Raw genomic sequence first — 19,206 nt, 5'->3', positions numbered from 1 at the left:
CATAGGTGACAGGATAGAGGCATGGACATTCTGGTTCTGGGCGGCACCAAGTTCGTGGGGCGGCATATCGTGCTGGCTTTTCTGGCGGCGGGGCACCGCGTCACCGTGCTGACGCGCGGCCAGAGCGCCGATGACCTGCCCGCCGAAGTCGAGCGGCTGCGCGGCGACCGCAGCCAGGGGCCCGCAGGTCTGGAAGCCCTGGCCGCCCGCACCTGGGCCGCCTGCGTGGATGTCAGCGGCTATACGCCCCGGCAGGTACGGGCCAGTGCCGAGGCGCTGCGGGGCCGGGTGGGCCGCTACCTCTTTATCAGCACCGCCAGCGTGTATGCCACGCCCGCCGGGCATCCAGTGCGTGAGAGCGCCCCCCTATTCCCACCCGCCGCCGAGGACATCACCGATGTGACCAACGAAACCTACGGCCCCCTCAAGGTGACCTGTGAGGGCATTGTGCAGGAGGTCTACGGCGACCGGGCTACCATCTTCCGCCCACAAATCGTGGCCGGGCCGTATGACCACACCGCCCGTTACCCGTACTGGCCGGACCGCGCCAGCAGGGGAGGGGAGACCCTGCTGCCTGGCACCGGGCAAGACCATGTGCAGGTCATTGATGCCCGCGACCTCGCCCGCTTTGCGGTGAAAGCCGTCGAAGCAGGCGTGGGCAGCGTCTTCAATCTGGCCGGCCCGCGCCTGACCTGGGCCGAGTTCGCCCGCGTACTGGGCATTGCGCAGCCGGTCTGGCTGGATGAGGCCGTACTAGAGGCACAAGGGCTGGGCTTTCAGGAATTGCCTCTCTACATTCCGGACAGCAGCGAATATGGCGGCCTGATGGACATCAGCGCCGAGCGGGCACAGGCGGCGGGCCTGACCCTGACAGACCCAGCGGTAACCGTACGGGACACCCGAGAGTGGAGTCAGCATGCCCACCTGTCTTACGTCTTGACGCCTGAGCGGGAGGCAGAGGTGCTGGCCGGCAGGAGAGAAAACCCGGCCTGACATCCCCTCTTTCTCTTGACCCGAGAACAGTGAGAACCGGGTGGTATGCTGGCCCCCGCGTTAAGGACTGCTCTGAAGGGAGGTGCGGCTTATCTCGCAGGAAATCTGGACGGACGTGCTGGAGTACGTTCGCAAGAATATTTCAGAGGTTGAATACCATACGTGGTTTGCCCCGGTGAAAAATCTGGGCGTTCAGGAAGGCTCGCTGGTGCTGGGGGTGCGCAACTCGTTTGCACAGGAGTGGTTTCGCAAGCACTACCTCGAACTGCTGGAAGATGCCCTTCGCTCGCTGGGCGCACAGAATCCGCAGGTCAGCTTTCAGGTGCTGCCCGCCGCACAGGACGCCCTGCTGCTGCCGACCGACCCACCACCGCCGCCGCCTGCACCCGTGGGCCGCGCGGCGCCCAGTGTGCCGGCCCTGACCGAAAACCGCAAAGTGCTGAACCCCAAATACACCTTCGAAAATTTCGTGGTGGGGCCCAACAACAACCTCGCCCACGCCGCGGCGCTAGCCGTCGCCGAGTCGCCGGGCAAGGCCTACAATCCTCTGTTTATCTATGGGGACGTGGGCCTGGGCAAAACCCACCTTATGCATGCGGTTGGGCATTACATGACCGAGCGCTTTCCCGGCAAGCGCATCGAGTATGTCTCGACCGAATCGTTTACCAACGACCTGATTAACGCCATCCGCGAAGACCGGATGACCCAGTTTCGCAACCGCTACCGCTCGGTGGACCTGCTGCTGGTGGACGATATTCAGTTTCTGGCGGGCAAAGAGCGCACGCAGGAGGAGTTTTTCCATACCTTCAACGCGCTCTACGAGAACCACAAGCAGATCATCCTCAGTTCTGACCGGCCACCCAAAGACATTCAGACGCTCGAAGGCCGGCTGCGCAGCCGCTTTGAATGGGGCCTCATTACCGATATTCAGTCTCCAGAGTTCGAGACGCGCGTGGCGATCCTCAAGATGAACGCCGAACACAACCGCATCGACATTCCTCAGGAAGTGCTGGAACTGATTGCCCGGCAGGTCACAAGCAACATCCGTGAGCTGGAAGGCGCCTTGATGCGTGTGGTGGCGTTTTCCAGCCTGAATAACGTGGCCTTTTCCCGCGCCGTGGCGGCCAAGGCCCTGAGCAATGTCTTTGCGCCGCAGGAAGTCAAGGTCGAGATGATGGACGTCTTGCGTCAGGTGGCCGCCCACTACAACATGCCCTCCGATGTCATTCGGGGCGCAGGCCGGGTGCGCGAGGTGGTGCTGGCCCGGCAGGTGGCCCAGTACCTGATCCGCGAGCTGACTGACCACTCGCTGCCCGAAATCGGTCAGTTTTTCGGCCGTGACCATTCCACCGTCATGCATGCCATCAGCAAGGTGACAGAAGCGCTGGGTAAGGATTCGGATTTGACCGCTTCGGTGGACTTCCTGAGACGCCGGATGCAGGGCACGGACGACAAGGACATTCAGGCATAATGATTGCCTTCTATTTAGCCCCGACCGAATTAAGTTCCAAAATCCGTTCCAAAACGGTGTGCGTAGTTTCACAAGCTGTGGATAACCCTGTGGATAAGCTGTGGATAACCCCGTTTTTTCTGTGGATAAAGTTGTGGATAACTGATGCTGGTTTTCCACATGTGGATAACTCCCGACTTTATCCACAGGATATCCACAGGGAAGTGCCACTTATCCACATTTTTATCCACAGGCTGTTTCCGCGCCTGGCGGGACTCTAACCCACTTATCCACAGTTTCCACAGGCCCTATTACTACTACTACTATCTTTTTTAAGTTTAAAAACAGGTAAAAGATAGAGACCAGACAGAGAGGCAAGGCATGAACGTCAACGTCACCAAAAAAATCTTGAGCGAAGGCCTGGGCCTTCTTGAACGGGTCATCCCCAGCCGCAACAGCAACCCTCTGCTGACGTCCCTGAAAGTCGAGGCCAGTGAGGCTGGCCTGACCCTCAGCGGCACCAACCTCGAAATTGACCTGTCCTGCTTTGTGCCCGCAGAGGTGCAGAAGCCGCAGAACTTTGTGGTCCCCGCTCACTTGTTCGCCCAGATTGTCCGGAATCTAGGTGGTGAGCTGGTCGAGCTGGAACTAAATGGGCAGGAACTCTCGGTGCGGGCTGGCGGCTCGGATTTCAAGTTGCAGACCGGCGACACCGAGGCGTATCCGCCGCTGAGCTTCCCTACCCAGGCTGACCTAAGCCTGGATGCCAGTGAACTGGCCCGCGCTTTTGCCAGTGTGCGTTACGCCGCCAGCAATGAGGCCTTTCAGGCCGTGTTCCGGGGTATCAAACTCGAACACCGTCCGGACGGCGCGCGGGTTGTGGCTTCCGACGGTTACCGGGTGGCCATCCGCGACTTTCCTGCCAGCGGCGACGGGCGCAACTTGATTATTCCGGCGCGCAGCGTAGATGAACTGATTCGCGTGCTCAGGGATGGTGAGGCCCGCTTTACTTACGGCGACGGGCAGCTGAGTGTGACCACCGACCGCGTGCGGATGAACCTCAAGCTGCTGGACGGCGACTTTCCCGATTACGAGCGCGTGATTCCCAAGGAAATTAAGTTACAGGTCACTCTGCCAGCCACGGCACTCAAAGAGGCGGTCAACCGGGTGGCGGTTCTGGCCGACAAAAACGCCAACAACCGGGTGGAATTTCTGGTGTCTGAAGGCAAGCTGCGCCTGGCCGCCGAAGGTGACTACGGCCGCGCACAGGACACCCTGGACGTGGTGCAGGGCGGCACCGAGCCGGCCATGAGCCTGGCTTTTAACGCCCGGCACGTGCTGGACGCCCTGGGGCCCATTGAGGGAGAGGCGGAGTTGCTGTTCTCTGGCTCCACCAGCCCTGCTATCTTCCGCGCGGCAGGCGGCGGGGGGTACATGGCTGTCATGGTCACGCTGCGCGTCTAAGGGGCCACCCAGGGCCGGCGCGGGGCCATGAGGCTTGAACGTTAGACCGGGTTTACCGTGTCAGGAGCACCCACGCTTATAGTGTCTGCGGTACACCTTTCGCCGCGCGAAAGGACAATTCGGGGAGGAAGACAGGGATGAAGATTCAGAAAGTGTTGGCCCGTGAAGTGCTGGACTCTCGCGGGAACCCCACCGTGGAAGCCGAAGTTCACCTCGACAGCGGTCTTCTTGGCCGCGCCATCGTGCCCAGCGGCGCCAGCACCGGCACCCATGAGGCGCTGGAACTGCGTGACGGCGGCAGCCGCTACCTGGGCAAAGGTGTTCAGCAGGCCGTCAAGAACGTCAATGAAGCCCTGGGCCCGGCTGTCGTGGGCCTGGACGCCAGCGAGCAGGCCGCTGTCGACGCCGCCCTGATGGCTGTGGACGGCACCCCCAACAAGGGCCAGCTGGGCGGCAACGCCATTCTGGCCGTCAGCCTGGCCACCGCCCGCGCGGCCGCCGCTGAGCTGAATGTGCCGCTGTACCGTTACCTGGGGGGCAGCAACGCCAAGACGCTGCCCGTGCCCATGATGAACCTCATCAACGGGGGCGCGCACGCCGATAACTCGGTGGACTTTCAGGAATTTATGGTCATGCCTGTGGGGGCCCCGAGCTTCCGCGAAGCGCTGCGCTACGGCGCCGAGACCTTCCACACCCTGAAGAAAGTGCTGTCGGCCAAAGGCTACAACACCAACGTGGGCGATGAAGGCGGCTTTGCGCCTGATCTCAAGAGCAACGAAGAAGCGCTGGACGTGCTGCTCGAAGCCATTCAGAAGGCTGGGTACGAGCCGGGGAAAGACATCGCCATTGCGCTGGACCCCGCTGTGACCGAACTGTATAAGGACGGTCAGTACCACCTCGAAAGCGAGGGGCGCATCCTGTCCACCGCCGAGCTGGTGGATTTCTGGGCGGATTGGGCCAGCCGTTACCCGATTGTCAGCATTGAGGACGGCCTGGCCGAAGACGACTGGGACGGCTGGGCGGCCCTGACCGCCAAGATTGGGGACCGCGTGCAGCTGGTGGGCGACGACCTGTTCGTGACCAATCCCGAGAGATTGCAGCGCGGCATTGACAGCAAGGTGGGCAACGCGATTCTGGTTAAGGTCAACCAGATCGGCAGCCTGACCGAGAGCATGGACGCCATTGAGCTGGCCAAGCGCCACCACTACGGCACCGTTATTTCGCACCGCAGCGGCGAGTCCGAAGACAGCTTCATCGCCGACCTGGCGGTGGCCACCAACGCCGGGCAGATTAAAACCGGCTCGGCTAGCCGTTCGGACCGTATCGCGAAGTACAACCAGCTGCTGCGCATTGAAGACAGCCTGGGCGACCGCGCCGTGTATCCAGGCCGCCAGGCGCTGCGTTAAGCGACCGGGCCGGGCGGTGGGGTATTGCCCCTGCCGCCCGCCTCTTTCAAAGCGGATGGAAAGGATTCCAAGATGCAGATGACAGATATTGACCGCGCCACCAAGATCGTGGCGACCGTCGGCCCCGCCAGCCGTTCCCCAGAGGTTCTGGGCCGCATGATTGATGCGGGCATGAACGTCGTGCGCATGAACTTCAGCCACGGGGACCGCGAGGACCACCGCCAGACAGTGCAGATGGTGCGCGAACTGGCCGCCCAGAAAGGCGTGGCCATCGGCATTCTGCAGGACCTGCAAGGCCCAAAGATTCGCGTGGGCCGCTTCAAGGACGGCGCCGTGACCCTGCACCCCGGCGACAAGTTCATCATCACGATGGACGACGTTGAAGGCGACGCCGAGCGCGTCTCCAGCACCTACAAAGGGCTGGTGCATGACGTGCAGCAGGGCATGGCCTTGCTGCTTGACGACGGCAACATGGCCCTGCGCGTGGACAGTGTGCGTGGCCAGGAGGTGCACACCACCGTCGTGATTGGCGGTGTGCTGAAGAACAACAAGGGCATCAACGTGCCCGAGGCCGACCTCTCGGTGCCGGCGCTGTCCGAAAAAGACGTGCAGGACATGGAATTTGGCGCCGAGCTGGGCGTGGACTGGGTGGCCCTGAGCTTCGTGCGGTCGCGCGACGACCTGCTGCTGGCCCGCCACTACCTGTCGCGCTTCGGCAGCCGCGCCAAGCTGATGGCCAAGATCGAAAAGCCTCAGGCCGTGGACCGCTTCGAGGACATCCTGAAGGAAGTGGACGGCATCATGGTGGCGCGCGGCGACCTGGGCGTGGAGATGCGCCCCGAGCAGGTGCCCACCATCCAGAAGCGTTTGATTCGCCTGTGCCGTGAGGCCGGCAAGCCGGTCATCACCGCCACGCAGATGCTGGAAAGCATGATTAACCTGCCCCGGCCCACGCGCGCTGAGGCGTCGGACGTGGCAAACGCCATTTACGACGGCACCGACGCCGTGATGCTCTCGGCGGAATCGGCGGCGGGGCTGTATCCCGTGGAGTCGGTCGCCATGATGGCCCGCATCGCCCATGAAGCCGAGGACAGCGAGCACTATAAGATGCTTCAGCGGCAACTGGTGATTGACACTGAACTGGCGCAGGACGCCATTGCTTCTTCGGCTTGCAACATCGGCGAGAAGCTGGATTCGCCGGCCATCGTGACCTTTACCAGCACCGGCGGCGCCGCCTCGCGGATAGCCAAGAACCGCCCGCCCCTGGCCATCCTGGCCCTGACGCCCAACGAACAGACCCGCAACCAGCTGGCCCTGGTGTGGGGTGTGGTGCCGGTCCTGAGCGAAGACCCTCGGAATACCGACGACATGGTGCGGATTGCCAACGATGAGCTGCGCCGCAGCGGCCTGGCCGATGTCGGCGACCGGTATGTCATTACCGCTGGCGTGCCGTTTGGCGTGCGCGGCACCACCAACATGCTGCGTGTGGAGCGGCTGCGCGAGGACCAACTGCGGTTGTAGTGGGTCAGCACTGTCAGGAATAGGTCAACTTTTTATCCACAGGGACGGGGTTTTTCCACACCGTCCCTGTGGATAAGTCCTGTGTTGTCCACAGGGTTTTGTGTGTGCTGGCCGTTGTCCACAGCCTGTGCCGGTTGTCCACAGTCGCCTGTGTATAACTTTGCGTTTGCAGGGCTGATGGCACAGGGCCCTCAAAGCGCCTGACAGCTCCATGAAGGCCCCGTGAAGGTCAGAGGTGGCCTACGCCCAGGACCAGCCGCGCGAACTTGTCCTTGCCCCTCTGAAGCACCGCGCCGCCCTCTGCCGAGAGCTGGTCACGGCTCAGGGTGCCCTGTGGGTCCGTGAAGGTCTCGCCATTCAACTTCAGGCCTTTGTTCTGCATCAGTTTGCGGGCCGCGCCGTTGCTGGGTTCCAGGCCGGCCAGGACGACCAGTTTGGCCAGGCTGATGCGCCCTTCGTCATTCAGCTCGCTGGCAGGAACGGGCACTACGGGAAGATTTTCTGGAATGCCGCCCTTGGCCACGGCCTTGAACCGGGCCTCAGCCGCAGCCAGGTCCGCCTCAGGGTGAAACCAGGCCACCACAGCGCGCGCCAGCTCGCGGTGGGCGGCGACGGGGTGGCCAGCCAGCAGGGCTTCTACCTGGTCACGTGGCAGATCCGTCAGCAGGGTGAAGTAGTTTTCCAGCAGCGGGTCGGGCACCTTCATCAGGCCGGCAAACATGGCGTGCGGCTCGTCGGTCAGGCCGATGTAATTGTCCAGGCTCTTGGACATCTTCTCGGTGCCGTCCAGGCCCACCAGCAGCGGCAGGGTCATGACCACCTGCGGCTCCTGGGCGTAGTCACGCTGCAGGGCCCGGCCCACGAGGTTGTTAAACAGCTGATCGGTGCCGCCCAGTTCCACGTCGGCTTCCAGCGCCACCGAGTCGTAACCCTGGGTCAGCGGGTACAGCAGTTCATGCACAGCGATGGGCACGCCGCCCTCAAAGCGCTTTTTAAAATCATCGCGCTCCATGATGCGGGCCACCGTGTAGCGGCTGGCCAGGCGAATCACGTCGGCGTAGCCCATGGGTTCGAGCCACTCGCCGTTGTAACGGATTTCCAGCACCTCGGGCTCGTCCCGCAGCACCAGGCGGCACTGTTCGAGGTAGCTGCGGGCGTTTTCGCGCGTCTGTTCCAGGGTCAGGGGCGGGCGGGTTTTACTCTTGCCGCTGGGGTCCCCGATCATGGCCGTGAAGTCGCCGATCAGCATGATGACCTTGTGCCCAAGGTCCTGAAACTGGCGCATCTTGCGCAGGATGACCGCGTGGCCCAGGTGCAGGTCGGGGCGGGTGGGGTCGGCCCCCAGCTTTACCCGCAGCGGCACGCCCGTCTCGCGGCTGCGCTCCAGCTTGCGGCGCAGGTCATCCTCGCTGACCAGATCCACCACGCCGCGCTTCAGGCTCTCCAGTTGTTCGTTGACAGGCAGGTTCCGGCGAATCTCGTTCATGGGCACTCCAGGGCAAAAACGGCGGACTCGCTGAGCAAGTTCGCCGCTTTCAGGGTTGGATTTCAGGCTTGACTGACCCCCACCTAGCGGCGGGGACGATAGTACTCATCAGGTTGGGCACGTCGGGTCAGGCGCCTCATGCCCCGCAGCATAGCAAGGCCGGGTGCCGTAGAGAGCTGGGGCCGTCTGTGCAAGCATGGCGGGCGTGAAAACCATGCACGAACTGCGCGCGACCTTTGCCGGGCCGGGCCGGGTGGACTGGCTGGGGCTGCGGCCCGCGCGGCGCGCGCCTGTCCAGCGGGTGCCCGAAGTTCAGGCGCACCCCCTGGTCGGGCTGATCGGTGACCACGGCAAGCTGGCCCCGCCCCGGCTGACGGCGCTGACCGGCGAAACGGGAGAGGCGGCCCCGGCCAGCCGCGCGGCCCCTGTGCCGGGTGGGCCGGGCCGCCGCCAGGTCACGCTGATTCAGGCGGAACATCTGCCAGTAATTGCTGCCCTTGCAGGCTGCGCCGAAGTCACGCCAGAGCAACTGCGGCGCAACATCGTGGTCAGTGGCCTGCCGCTCTTGGCCCTGAAAGACCGGCGGTTTCAGATAGGCGAGGTGATTCTCGAAGGCACGGGTGAGTGCCACCCCTGCTCGCGCATGGAAGAGAATCTGGGCGAAGGCGGATACAACGCTGTGCGCGGTCACGGTGGCCTGACGGCCCGCGTGATTCAGGGCGGTGTCATCCGGGAAGGGGATGAGGTGCGGCCCCTGGCAGGGGACGGAGCGCTGTGAAGGGCCGGTCAGCGGCTGGAAAGCGGGCGGCGCCGGTCCTCAGTGCCACCCGGCGGCGCACTCTGGGGGGCGCTTTCGGCTTTACGCGGCTGATTGTCGAACTGGGGGTACTGAGTGCCTTCGCCTTCAGTCTGGCGCTGTTCGTGGCCGCCATCGCCCAGGCGTATGTGACTATCCGCGCCGCGCTGGGCCGCCTGGGCGACGCCGAAACCACCAAGACCCTGATTATCGCGGCGGTAGAGCAGGCCGACACCCTCCTGATTGGGGTGGCGCTGCTGATTATCTCGTTTGGGCTGCAAAGTCTGTTCGTCAGCCGCATACAGAACGTGCCGGCCTGGCTGCATATCGAATCGTTTGATGACCTGAAACAGAAACTGATCGGCATCGTGGTCGTGGCGCTGGCCGTGAATTTTTTCAGCGTGGCCCTGGAATGGAAGGGTGGCGGCGACATCCTGGTGTACGGCGCAGCGCTGGCGGCGGTCATTCTGGCGGTGGGCACCTATTCGGTCATTTTGAGCCGGCAGGGCGGTCACCGTGTCCACCCCACAGCGGAGGCTGCCCCGGACCGTGCCCAGCCTTGACGCCCGGCTTTCGGCAGTGCTGGCCCTGGTGCAGGCGAGGTGTCACGCCGATATCGGCAGTGATCACGCACACCTGCCCCTGCGCCTGCTTCAGCTGGGCCGAATTGAGCGCGGCATCATCGTGGAGCTGAATCCTGGCCCGCTGGCCCATGCGCGCCGGAATGTGGCGCGTGCCGGCCTGGGGGAGCGGCTGGAGGTCCGTGCGGGTGACGGCCTCGCCCCACTGGCGCTGGGCGAGGTAGACAGTGTCAGCATCACGGGGATGGGCGCCCAGACCATGCTGGGCATCCTAACCCGCGAGCCGCTGCGGGTGCCGCCCGCCCTTGTCTTGCAGCCCAACGACAGCGCTGAGCCGCTGCGCCGCTGGGCCTGGGCGCACGGGTATGGGCTGCGGCAGGAGGCGCTAGTGGCGGGCCACTGGGCCTACCCCGTGTTGCGTCTGGAGCGTAGACCTGGCCCCGACCCGGTCTACGACGGGCTACCGCTGGATGTGGCGCTGCGCTACGGGCCGCACCTGCTGAGGTGCGGGGACGCGCTGCTCAGGCAACAGGTGCAGGCAGATGTGCACCGCCTGACGCCTCTGGCCGCGCCCGGTCGCCCCGCCCAGGCTGACCTGAGCCTGGCCCAGACCGCGCTTGACCTCCTAGAAACGCTCTAAAACAAAAAAATCCGCCTTCTTTGGCGGTGATAAGAAAAGAATAGCGCGATATGCAGGTCTCGTCAACTTTAAAGACATGAGGACGAAAATGACGTGTGGGCGCGGGCTGGCCTCTGCGTCTGGGTTGATGTTATGCAGGGTCAGAGCAGTACGAGGCAGCGTGAAGCCTTAGACCAAATAAAAAAGCCGCCTCTTGGGCGGTGATGTCCAACACTATAGCGTGGTATACAGCGGCGGTCAACCTCAATCCAGGGACAGGAAAATCATTGTCTGTGACCTGAATGTTCCGGACGAGTTCAGGCTTTATGCACGGGAGGCGGCGGCTCCTGCTCACCGCCTCCCGCGCCCCTGTCTTTACCTCGCCACTTCCACCGCGCGGCTCTCGCGCACCACGGTCACCTGCACCTGGCCGGGGTATTCCATGTCCTGCTCCACGCGCCCCGCAATCTCGCGGGCCAGCAGGGTGGCCTGGGCGTCGGTGACCCTTTCAGGCTGCACAATTACGCGGACCTCACGCCCGGCCTGAATGGCGTAGGCCTGCTGCACGCCAGGAAACGAGACCGCAATCTGCTCCAGCTGCTCCAGGCGGCGCACATACGATTCGAGTTCTTCGCGGCGGGCGCCGGGCCGGGCCGCGCTGATGGCATCGGCGGCGGCCACCAGCACCGAGTACAGCGTCTCGCCGTTCTCGGGGTCGTGGTGGTGGGCAATGGCGTCAATGACCTCGGCGGGTTCGCCGAAACGCTTGGCGAGGTTGATGCCAATCTCGACGTGGGTGCCGTCAATCTCGCGGTCAATGCTCTTGCCCACGTCGTGCATCAGGCCAGCGCGGCGGGCCAGGCCCGCGTCTAAGCCCAACTCGCCCGCCATGATGCCCGTCAGGTGTGCCACCTGAATGGAGTGTTTCAGGACGTTCTGGCCGTAGCTGGTGCGGAAGTACATGCGGCCTAGTAGCTGCACCAGCCCTGGCTTGATGCCCACCACACCCGACTCGATGGCGGCTTCCTCGCCCTGGGCGTGCATGAAGACCTTCATTTCATCCTGGGCCTTGTGGACCATTTCCTCAATGCGGGTCGGGTGAATGCGGCCGTCGGCCACCAGCGCGTCCAACACATGCTTGGCGACCTCGCGCCGCACGGGGTTGAAGCTGGACAGAATGACCGCTTCAGGGGTGTCGTCAATAATCAGGTCCACGCCGGTCAGGGCCTCAAAGGCGCGGATGTTGCGGCCCTCGCGGCCAATCAGGCGGCCTTTCATGGCGTCGTTGGGAATCGGCACCACCGAAACGCTCAGCGCAGCGCTCGTCTCCGAGGCGCTGCGCTGGATGGCCTGCGCGACCACGTGGCGTGCCGTGCGCCGCGCCTCCGCCGTCGCCCGCTCCTGCATGGCCTTGACCCGGATAGCCTTCTCCTCTTCCAGTTCGGCGTCCAGGCGGCCCAGAATCTCGGCGCGGGCGGCTTCGGGGGAGAGGCCTGCAACCTCATACAGCCGCAGGTCGGCCTGCCGGGCCCGCTCAGATAGGTCGTGTTCCTGCACAGTCAAGCTGCGGGCGCGGTCTTCCAGGCGTTCTTCCAAGGTGTCGAGCTTCTCACCCCGGGCGTCTAGCTGCTCAGCTCGGCGGTTGAGGCGCTCGATTTCACGCTTCAGCTCGTCGCGTTCGCGGCGGGTGTCCTGACGGTCTGTGGCCAGGGCTTCACGCTCCTGGGCGGCGTCCTGCTTGGCCTGACTGCGCTCGGTGTCCAGCTGGGCCCGCTGGGCGCTGACCTGCTCGCGCTGGGCGTCTAGACCCGCGCTCTGACGGGCCATCTGCGTTTCCCGTTCTGCGGCGTCCTGCATTTTTCGGGTGGCGTCCTGCCTGGTCTGGTCGGCCTCTACCCGCATGGCCCGCGCGGCGTCCTCGGCCTGCGTGCGAATGCGCTGCGCTTCTTGCTGGGCTTCCTGCTGAAGGCGGCTGTCCACCTCGGCCCGCTGGCGCGCGCCGCGTGACTGCCCCCACACAAAGCCCCCGACCAATCCAAGCAGCAGCGCCACGATGGGCCAAAGCCAAATCATCGTCATGGTGCGCTCCTTTGGGTGTGTTGAATGAGGCGAGGGGCCCTCAGGCCCGCGCGCCCCGATTGGGGTAAGAAAAGCGAACGCCTCCGCCCTGACTGAAGTGTGGATGAACGTTCGCCCCGCAGTGTAGCTCCAAAGCGGCGCGCCGCACTGCGGCAGGCGGAGGCGGCTTATACGGACTCCGATTAAATCGTTTGCAAAAACGGTTTAATCCGAGCAGAGCGAGCAGGAGCAGGGTGGGTTCCGGGCGTGGAGTTTGCAAACCAGTTCTGTTCTGGTTTGTAAACGGAATAGACGGAATCCGTATTAGACCTGAGCTTCGGGGACAACAGGGGTTGCCCAACAGACCTTAAACGTTTTGGTTCTAGGGCGCCCGGCCCGGTTCAGGAGAGGGCGCCCACAACTGGGTCCATAACCGCAAGAGGTAAGCTGCCAACAAACAAGCCAGAGAGGATAGAGAAGGGCCGCTCTTTTCAATCCAGCAGATACAGGCCAAAAAAACCCCGCCAAAGTGGCGGGGCCAGGTCAGTGACCTTTACTTCGTGGCGTGCACCACGAGTTTCATGGGGATGGTCACTTCGGGGTGGGCGCGGTAGGCAATGTCGTACTCGCCGATTTCCTTGACCGTCTTGGGCATGTCAATGCGGCGCTTGTCCACATCAAAGCCCAGCTTGTCCAGGGCCCCGGCCACGTCGGCGTGGGTCACGGCGCCGTAGATCTTGCCTTCGCCGGCGCGCACGCTCAGTTCCACGGCCACGCCATTCAGGCGGCTGGCGAGGTCCTCGGCGCTGGCCTTTTCGGCTGCCTGGGTCTTCTGGCGGGAACGGACGCGGGCCTCCAGGCTCTTCATGTTGGTCTTGGTGGCCGGCGCGGCGATGCCCTGAGGAATCAGCCAGTTGCGCGCGTAGCCATCTTTGACGTTCACGATATCGCCGGTTTTGCCCAGCTTGCCGGGTTCAAGAAGAATAATCTGCATCTCTATTCTCCTTATTTCCGGACGAGCTTCTCGGTGTAGGGCAGCAGGGCCAGCTGGCGGGCGATTTTAATCGTCTGCGCGATGCGGCGCTGGTGCTTGGCCGAGAGGCCCGTGCGGCGGCGGGGAAGAATCTTGCCGGTGTCGCTGACAAAACGGCGCAGCATCTTCACGTCTTTGTAGTCGGTAATTTCCAGCTCTCCGATGGAGAACGGGTCAACCTTGGGCTTGCGGGGGCGCTTGGGCCCCTTGCCGCGCGGCTTGCGCTCGGCGCTGTTTCCTTGGGTCATGTGGGGATTCCTCTAAAACCGCCGGGGAGGAAGCTGCCGCTTCAGAGGCGGGCTAAGGGTTGAAGGGGCCAGGAGACTGAGAAATGCAGCTGGTGTACTTCCTTAGCCCCTATGCCACTGGGACCCTTAGACCTGCGCCGGTTGGCGCAGCTTAAAACGGCAGGTCTTCCTCGTCTGGCGGGAAGTCGTCGAGACCTTGATCAATATCTAAGCCGCCCGAACGGTTCCCCGTGGTCGCTGCCCGGCTCGGCTGGCTAGAGCCGCCGCTCTGGGGACGCGCCGCACTGCTCGCGGTCTGGGGGCGAGGTCCGGCGGGGGTGGCTGCGGCGTACCCGGAATTGGGGCTGGCCGCGCCTCGGGACAGGGCTTCGACTCGCGTCGCCTCTACTTTGGTGGAATTGCGCTTGTTGCCGTCACGGTCGGTCCACGCCTCGTTCACCAGGCGGCCACGCACGAGCACCGGATCCCCTTTGCGGAGGTCCTTCATGCTTTCAGCGAGGTCGCGCCACAGCGTCACGTCAATCCAGTGGGTCTTTTCCTGCTTCTGCCCTTGCCGGTCTGTCCAGGTCTCGTTCACGGCCAGGCCGAGTCCAAGCACCGCGTCGCCGGCGGGGGTATAGCGCAGGTCGGGGTCACGGGTGACGTTCCCAATCAGCACCACTTCGTTCATGCCGCTGCCCATGCGAACGCCGCCTCCGGCGTCCTGCACCAGCTCGGGCTGGGTGCCCAGCTGTTCCATGCGCAGGGCCTTGACGCGCACCATGCTGCGTTTGCCGCCTTCCGGGGCTTCCCACTGGCTGTATTCCAGGCTGCCTTCAACCAGCACGGCGTCGCCGCCTTTCAGGTTGCGTTCGGCCTGCCACTCGGCAGGTTTGCCCAGAATAGAGACGCGGTGATACCACGGCAGTTTGCGTTCGCGGCCGTCGTTGCCCATGAGGTGGTCTTCACCAGCCACAGTGGCTTCGAATACGGCGGTCCCGCTGGGGGTGTAGCGCAGTTCAGGGTCGCGGGCGAGTGCGCCAATCAGGTAAACGTGGTTCATGCCTCGGGCCATAACAGGGTCTCCTTGGGTTGCTGGCGAAAGTACTTGGGCTTTGAAGTTGCTGGCGGTGCGGCCTTTGCAGGTTGACCGTAAGATAACAAACCTGGCTCATTACGTCAATTGCGTAACGGGCTTCAGGCCTTCTTGGTCTTCCATTCCGGGCGGTCTTTGACCACCAGGACGCGGCGCACGTGGTCACGCAGGCGCAGGGTGCTGGCAATGTTCTGCTCAGGGTTACCACTGCTCTTGATGGTGTACATCAGGTAGTAGCCCTCACGGTCCTTGTTCACGGCGTAGGCGAGTCGGCGGTTGCCGAGTTCGTCCAGGTTACTGATTTCCCCGCCGGCGTTTTTCACAGTGGCTTCGATGTATTCCTTCTCGATGCCCACCTGCTCGGCGCTGAGGTTAGGGTTCAGAATCAGGTTCAGGTCGTACTGGTTCATAATTCACCTCCTTGTTGGGTCGTGGGTGTCGCGGCCTGCGGCCTTGTGACCGGGCGGCGCAATTGACAAGCATACCAGAGCCTGGGGGCGCTGACCAGAGCCGCGCAGCGGATGCCCGGCGGCCGGGTTTGCCTTTACGCTGGGGCATGACACAGGCAACCCAGCAGGACACGCAGCATCCCCTCGACGGCATCCTCGACATCCTGAAAGAGGCGGTGGAAGGCGGCCAGGCCGGGAAGCCCACCGCCTTTCTGGACGGCACTAAGGCAGACGGCAGCGGCAATCACGGGCTGCTGGCGACCCTGGAGGCCCTGAAGGCCGAGCAGGCCAGCCGTGAGGTGTTGGGGACCACGGTGGCTGCCCACACCGCCCACACCGCGTATCACATGGAAGTCATTGTGCGCTGGGAGCGCGACCGTGACCGCGGCCCCTTTGACTGGCAGGGCAGCTTTCAGCCGGCGCAGGTGGACGCCGCCGAGTGGGATGCCCAGCGTGCCCGGTTGCGCGCGGCTTACGAAGCTCTGCTGGCGTTTACGGGCACACAACTGGAGGAACCCGTGACCGGCGACTCTGCTGGCGGGCTGACCGGCGGGGTGGCGCATGTGGCCTATCACCTGGGAGCCATCCGGCAACTCGTTAAAGGCGTGTGACCGCTGGATGGACCCTGCGGCCCTTCACGCCAGCAGACGCGCCCGCGTTGGCGGCGCTGCTGGGGCTGACTGGTCGCGTCATCACGCCAGAGGCGCTGCTGGCGGCTGACGCGGCGCGGCCAGCAGAGGTGCCAAGGCGCCGGCTGCTAGTAGATGAACGCGGTGAGGTGCTGGGCGGCTCTCAACTCCGCCCCTTCGCCTTCCTGCCGCCGACCTTCCGGCAAGTGGGTGTGCTGGTCTTGCCCCAGTGGCGCGGTCAGGGTGTAGGCCAGCGGCTCTGGGTTGACGCCAAACAGGCTGCCGAGGCTGAGGGAGCTGGTGGCCTGAGCGCCGATGTCTCGGACACCGACGCGGCTTCCCTGGCCTGGGCGCAGCGGCGCGGCTTTGCCATTCACGCCCACCGCTTCGCCTCAGAACTGGACCTGACCGCCTTTGACCCCACGCCTTTTCAGGCGGACGTCCAGCGGGCTGCTGCCCAGGGGGTCAACTTTACTGACCTGAGCAGCGCCGACGAGTCCACCATGCAGCGTTACCTGAATTTTGTGCCCGACCGTCTGACCGAGACGCCCGACCTAATGGGCTATCCGCGCTGGTCGCTGGCCCAGGTGCGCGCAGAACTGCGACTGGACCGTGACCCCCGGCCCGACTGGCTGGTGGTGGCCCTGGGTCCGCAGGGGCAGTGGTGGGGGACCTCGGCCACGCTTCTGTTTAGAGACCCGCCTTTTGTCTATAACGCCCTGACAGCCATTCATCCAGAAGCTCGTGGGCGCCGCCTGGCGCTGCCCCTCAAGCTGGAGGGCATTGCACGGGCCCAGGCCGCAGGGCTGACCGTCATGCGCACCAACAATCATGCGAGTAACGTGCCGATGCTGGCCGTGAACCGCCGTCTGGGGTTTGAGCCCCGCCCTGGCCGCTATGAGGTGCAGCGGCGGCTATAAGCCTGACGGTCGGGAGGCGGTGGATTCAGCTCTTGGATAGAAGAGAGGGAGACGCTGCTATTTCTTGCGGCGAAACGGGTTCCAGCGGCTTTCTTTTTCAGCCTTTTCGGCTGGGACAGCGGCCGCTTCGGGGGGCCGCGCCGCTTCGAGAGGGCCGTGGCGTCCCATCTGGCGCGCCGGCATGGTCGCTGCCTTTTCGTCCTTCTCCGGGTCCTCGTAGACCTCATCTTCAGGGGTCTCGCCCAGGGCACTGAGCAGGGCTCGGCGCAGGGCGTCGGCGCTCGGGCGGTCGTGGGCGCGCTTGGCCAGGGCCAGCTCGGCCAGGCGGGCCACCCGGCGCGGCACCTGTGGATTCAAGCTGACCAGTGGTGCCGGAAAGCGCGTCAGGTGAGCGACCATCAGTTCTTCGTAGGTGTTCCCGTGATAGGGCCGCTCGCCGCTCAGGAGTTCGTAGATCAGGATGCCCAGGCTGTAGACATCGCTGGCCGAGCTGCTGCTCTCGCCGTGGTACACCTCAGGCGACATGTAATAGGGACTGCCGCTCGTCTGTCCCCCCTGCGCCGTGAAATAGGTGCTGCCCAGGTCGCCCAGTGCTGCACGGCCGTCCTCGGTGACATACACGTTCTGCGTCTTTACATCCTGATGGACTGCGCCCTGATGGTGCAGGTAGGTCAGTGCCGAAGTCACGTCGGCCAGAACACGCAGGGCTTCAGGGAAGGGCAGGCGGCGCTCGGGCAACTGTGGGAGAAAATCGCTGAGGGCGCCTCTGGGGTAATAGGTGGCGGCCAGGAAGGCCTTGGGGCCAAAGGCCATGCCCGCGTGGCCCCGCACCACATGTGGGTGCTTGAATTTCAGGGTCAGGCGCACTTCGTTGCCAAAACGCTCGGCCGCCTCGTGCACGCGCAGGGTCTCGCTGTGGGGCACCTTCAGGGCCACCTGCTGCTTGCGGGCGTCGGTGGCCAGCCAGACCAGAGAGGTGTTGCCACGCCCAATGACGCGGTGCAGGGTGTATCCAGGAATGGCTCGGTCTTCAGACATAAAGAGTTGTGGCCTTCTTCCGCACCTTACTGCATAGGGCGCCGCCTTGCCGAGTCTGTAAAGGCGGCGCCAACACGGTCCAGCAAAAAAAGCCCGGCCACTGGGGCCAGGCTTCTTCAAAAAGAGACAAACTCGCTCAAAGAGCCTTCCCCTCGTTACTCGTCGTCGCTGCCTTCTTCAGATATCCGTTTGCCGGCCATCCATTCCAGGCCCGCCCACTGCAGTTCATCCAGGTCGCCGTCCAGCACGTCGTCGGGGTTGTGTTTCATGACGCCTGTGCGGTGGTCTTTGATGTACTGCTTGTCCAGCACATACGAGCGAATCTGGCTGCCCCACTCGATCTTTTTCTGCTCGCCGCGCGCCTTGGCTTCCTCGGCCTCGCGCTTCTTGACCTCAATGTCATAGAGGCGCTGCTTGAGGATTTGCAGGGCAATCTCGTGGTTTTTAATCTGAGAGCGCGTCTGCTGTGAGGCCACGGCGATGCCAGTGGGCAAGTGGGTCAGGCGCACCGCCGAGTCGGTGGTGTTCACGCCCTGTCCGCCGGCTCCCTGCGAGCGGAACACGTCGCGGCGCAGGTCGCTGTCGGGAATATGAATGTCAATCTGCTCTTCGGGCACCTCGGCCACCACATCCACCGACGCGAACGAGGTATGACGGCGGTTGTTCGAGTCAAAAGGCGAGACCCGCACCAGCCGGTGAACGCCGTGTTCGGGGGCCATCATGCCGTAGGCCTTGTCCCCGCGAATAATAAATTCGCTGCTGATGACGCCGGCCTGCTCGCCGTCCACCTGATCAATGAGTTCGGTTTTAAAGCCCCGGCGCTCGGCCCAGCGCATGAACATGCGAGAGAGCATTCCGGCCCAGTCCTGCGATTCGGTGCCACCTGCGCCGCTTTTGACGCGCACGATGGCGGCTGTATCAGCGTACTTCATGGTGAACAGGGTTTCTTTGTACAGCTCGTCCACGCGCACTTCGATACTTTGCTGCTCTTCTTGCAGCAGCTCCCGCTCTTCGGCGTCGGCCATCTCCAGCATTTCTGAGAGGCCCTGCGCGTCGGAGTGAAGGGTCTGGTAGCCCTCCACGATGCGGCGCAGCGTGCCCGCCTCCTGGGTGACCTGCCGGGCGCGGCCGGCGTTGCTCCAGAGTTCGGGGTCACTCAGTTCCCGGTCCAGTTCGTTCAGTCTGCGCGCTTTGCCGGGAATGTCAAAGGTACTCCCGGAGCGACGCCAATTTTTCGAGTAGTTCCTGCATAAGGCGTGCCTCCCTTCCGCGGTGGCCCGTTGAGCGGGGCGCGGGTTGTGTGCCGACTGAAAAGTATAGAGGTCAGGGTCAGTCAGGTCTGTGGCGCAAAGTCAGGGCGGTAGAAGTAAGGTGCGGTAGCAGTGAGGATCCTGTCTGTGACGGCAGTTTGCAGTGCTTTCCTGAAGGTCAAGAAATCAG

At 63.7% G+C, this 19,206-nt stretch carries 18 protein-coding genes; 10 read left to right on the top strand and 8 right to left on the bottom strand.

Annotated elements, in window-relative coordinates; all coding sequences use genetic code 11:
* The first annotated feature begins 21 nt into the window (after positions 1 to 21).
* The 5 genes from K7W42_RS20605 (at position 22) to pyk (ending at position 6,834) form a co-directional block, all read left to right on the top strand.
* Entirely contained in the window at positions 22 to 993 is a 972-nt protein-coding gene (locus K7W42_RS20605; RefSeq protein ID WP_224577068.1) for an NAD-dependent epimerase/dehydratase family protein, read from the top strand.
* Between the two features lie 91 nt (positions 994 to 1,084).
* Entirely contained in the window at positions 1,085 to 2,464 is a 1,380-nt protein-coding gene (dnaA, locus tag K7W42_RS20600) for a chromosomal replication initiator protein DnaA (RefSeq protein WP_369411409.1), read from the top strand.
* Between the two features lie 360 nt (positions 2,465 to 2,824).
* On the top strand, positions 2,825 to 3,907 hold the full coding sequence (gene dnaN, locus K7W42_RS20595; protein WP_157460997.1) for a DNA polymerase III subunit beta: 1,083 nt from the start codon (positions 2,825 to 2,827) through the stop codon (positions 3,905 to 3,907).
* 137 nt (positions 3,908 to 4,044) lie between these two features.
* A complete protein-coding gene (gene eno, locus K7W42_RS20590) occupies positions 4,045 to 5,313 on the top strand; it encodes a phosphopyruvate hydratase (protein ID WP_224577066.1) in 1,269 nt (422 codons plus the stop codon).
* Positions 5,314 to 5,391: 78 nt separating this feature from the next.
* Positions 5,392 to 6,834 carry a pyruvate kinase gene (gene pyk, locus K7W42_RS20585; protein ID WP_157461017.1) on the top strand — a complete coding sequence of 481 codons (1,443 nt, stop codon included), beginning with the start codon at positions 5,392 to 5,394 and terminating at the stop codon, positions 6,832 to 6,834.
* A gap of 229 nt (positions 6,835 to 7,063) precedes the next feature.
* Here pyk and tyrS read toward each other — a convergent pair whose 3' ends face one another.
* Positions 7,064 to 8,320 carry a tyrosine--tRNA ligase gene (gene tyrS / locus K7W42_RS20580; RefSeq protein ID WP_224577065.1) on the bottom strand — a complete coding sequence of 419 codons (1,257 nt, stop codon included), beginning with the start codon at positions 8,318 to 8,320 and terminating at the stop codon, positions 7,064 to 7,066.
* A gap of 205 nt (positions 8,321 to 8,525) precedes the next feature.
* Between tyrS and K7W42_RS20575 the strand changes: the two genes are divergently transcribed.
* From K7W42_RS20575 to K7W42_RS20565, 3 genes are read left to right on the top strand one after another with little or no spacing between them, the layout of a single operon-like run.
* Positions 8,526 to 9,098: an MOSC domain-containing protein gene (locus K7W42_RS20575; protein WP_224577087.1), complete on the top strand. Its 573-nt coding sequence runs from the start codon at positions 8,526 to 8,528 to the stop codon at positions 9,096 to 9,098.
* Complete coding sequence (locus tag K7W42_RS20570) at positions 9,095 to 9,679, top strand: YqhA family protein (protein ID WP_369411407.1); 585 nt, start codon at positions 9,095 to 9,097, stop codon at positions 9,677 to 9,679. Before K7W42_RS20575 ends, K7W42_RS20570 begins: the two co-directional genes overlap by 4 nt.
* Positions 9,666 to 10,337 carry a tRNA (adenine(22)-N(1))-methyltransferase TrmK gene (locus tag K7W42_RS20565; RefSeq protein ID WP_224577064.1) on the top strand — a complete coding sequence of 224 codons (672 nt, stop codon included), beginning with the start codon at positions 9,666 to 9,668 and terminating at the stop codon, positions 10,335 to 10,337. The genes K7W42_RS20570 and K7W42_RS20565 overlap by 14 nt, the downstream gene beginning before the upstream one ends.
* Before the next feature lie 354 nt (positions 10,338 to 10,691).
* Here K7W42_RS20565 and rny read toward each other — a convergent pair whose 3' ends face one another.
* The 5 genes from rny to rpsF all read right to left on the bottom strand — a co-directional run bounded on the left by rny (position 10,692) and on the right by rpsF (position 15,140).
* Entirely contained in the window at positions 10,692 to 12,389 is a 1,698-nt protein-coding gene (gene rny, locus K7W42_RS20560; RefSeq protein WP_224577085.1) for a ribonuclease Y, read from the bottom strand.
* A 538-nt stretch (positions 12,390 to 12,927) separates the two neighbouring features.
* Positions 12,928 to 13,368, bottom strand: coding sequence for a 50S ribosomal protein L9 (gene rplI, locus K7W42_RS20555; RefSeq protein WP_157461681.1), 441 nt, complete (start codon positions 13,366 to 13,368; stop codon positions 12,928 to 12,930).
* An 11-nt stretch (positions 13,369 to 13,379) separates the two neighbouring features.
* Positions 13,380 to 13,655: a 30S ribosomal protein S18 gene (gene rpsR / locus K7W42_RS20550; RefSeq protein ID WP_157461682.1), complete on the bottom strand. Its 276-nt coding sequence runs from the start codon at positions 13,653 to 13,655 to the stop codon at positions 13,380 to 13,382.
* Between the two features lie 151 nt (positions 13,656 to 13,806).
* Positions 13,807 to 14,709: a single-stranded DNA-binding protein gene (locus K7W42_RS20545; RefSeq protein WP_157461683.1), complete on the bottom strand. Its 903-nt coding sequence runs from the start codon at positions 14,707 to 14,709 to the stop codon at positions 13,807 to 13,809.
* A 122-nt stretch (positions 14,710 to 14,831) separates the two neighbouring features.
* Complete coding sequence (gene rpsF / locus K7W42_RS20540) at positions 14,832 to 15,140, bottom strand: 30S ribosomal protein S6 (protein ID WP_157461684.1); 309 nt, start codon at positions 15,138 to 15,140, stop codon at positions 14,832 to 14,834.
* A gap of 146 nt (positions 15,141 to 15,286) precedes the next feature.
* Between rpsF and K7W42_RS20535 the strand changes: the two genes are divergently transcribed.
* Positions 15,287 to 15,790, top strand: coding sequence for a DinB family protein (locus K7W42_RS20535; RefSeq protein ID WP_224577063.1), 504 nt, complete (start codon positions 15,287 to 15,289; stop codon positions 15,788 to 15,790).
* Complete coding sequence (locus K7W42_RS20530) at positions 15,787 to 16,728, top strand: GNAT family N-acetyltransferase (protein WP_224577062.1); 942 nt, start codon at positions 15,787 to 15,789, stop codon at positions 16,726 to 16,728. Before K7W42_RS20535 ends, K7W42_RS20530 begins: the two co-directional genes overlap by 4 nt.
* A 57-nt stretch (positions 16,729 to 16,785) precedes the next feature.
* Here the strand turns inward: K7W42_RS20530 and K7W42_RS20525 are convergent, their stop codons facing one another.
* Together K7W42_RS20525 and prfB are read right to left on the bottom strand one after the other, a co-directional pair.
* Positions 16,786 to 17,766 carry a serine/threonine-protein kinase gene (locus tag K7W42_RS20525; RefSeq protein WP_224577061.1) on the bottom strand — a complete coding sequence of 327 codons (981 nt, stop codon included), beginning with the start codon at positions 17,764 to 17,766 and terminating at the stop codon, positions 16,786 to 16,788.
* A gap of 155 nt (positions 17,767 to 17,921) precedes the next feature.
* A protein-coding gene (prfB, locus tag K7W42_RS20520) for a peptide chain release factor 2 (protein WP_224577060.1) occupies positions 17,922 to 19,017 on the bottom strand; the annotation gives its coding sequence in 2 pieces (ribosomal slippage) (positions 17,922 to 18,971 and positions 18,973 to 19,017; 1,095 coding nt in all).
* Between the last annotated feature and the right edge of the window lie 189 nt (positions 19,018 to 19,206).

This window comes from Deinococcus betulae, from assembly GCF_020166395.1.
Taxonomy (GTDB): domain Bacteria; phylum Deinococcota; class Deinococci; order Deinococcales; family Deinococcaceae; genus Deinococcus; species Deinococcus betulae.
This window is presented reverse-complemented; position numbering and strand designations above follow the sequence as displayed.

Bases quoted from the DNA above. Each gene is read 5' to 3' on its own strand.
- K7W42_RS20605 (WP_224577068.1), top strand. From the start codon at position 22: ATGGACATTCTGGTTCTGGGCGGCACCAAGTTCGTGGGGCGGCATATC.
- dnaN (WP_157460997.1), top strand. From the start codon at position 2,825: ATGAACGTCAACGTCACCAAAAAAATCTTGAGCGAAGGCCTGGGCCTT.
- eno (WP_224577066.1), top strand. From the start codon at position 4,045: ATGAAGATTCAGAAAGTGTTGGCCCGTGAAGTGCTGGACTCTCGCGGG.
- pyk (WP_157461017.1), top strand. From the start codon at position 5,392: ATGACAGATATTGACCGCGCCACCAAGATCGTGGCGACCGTCGGCCCC.
- tyrS (WP_224577065.1), bottom strand. From the start codon at position 8,320: ATGAACGAGATTCGCCGGAACCTGCCTGTCAACGAACAACTGGAGAGC.
- rny (WP_224577085.1), bottom strand. From the start codon at position 12,389: ATGATTTGGCTTTGGCCCATCGTGGCGCTGCTGCTTGGATTGGTCGGG.
- rplI (WP_157461681.1), bottom strand. From the start codon at position 13,368: ATGCAGATTATTCTTCTTGAACCCGGCAAGCTGGGCAAAACCGGCGAT.
- rpsR (WP_157461682.1), bottom strand. From the start codon at position 13,655: ATGACCCAAGGAAACAGCGCCGAGCGCAAGCCGCGCGGCAAGGGGCCC.
- K7W42_RS20545 (WP_157461683.1), bottom strand. From the start codon at position 14,709: ATGGCCCGAGGCATGAACCACGTTTACCTGATTGGCGCACTCGCCCGC.
- rpsF (WP_157461684.1), bottom strand. From the start codon at position 15,140: ATGAACCAGTACGACCTGAACCTGATTCTGAACCCTAACCTCAGCGCC.
- K7W42_RS20535 (WP_224577063.1), top strand. From the start codon at position 15,287: ATGACACAGGCAACCCAGCAGGACACGCAGCATCCCCTCGACGGCATC.
- K7W42_RS20525 (WP_224577061.1), bottom strand. From the start codon at position 17,766: ATGTCTGAAGACCGAGCCATTCCTGGATACACCCTGCACCGCGTCATT.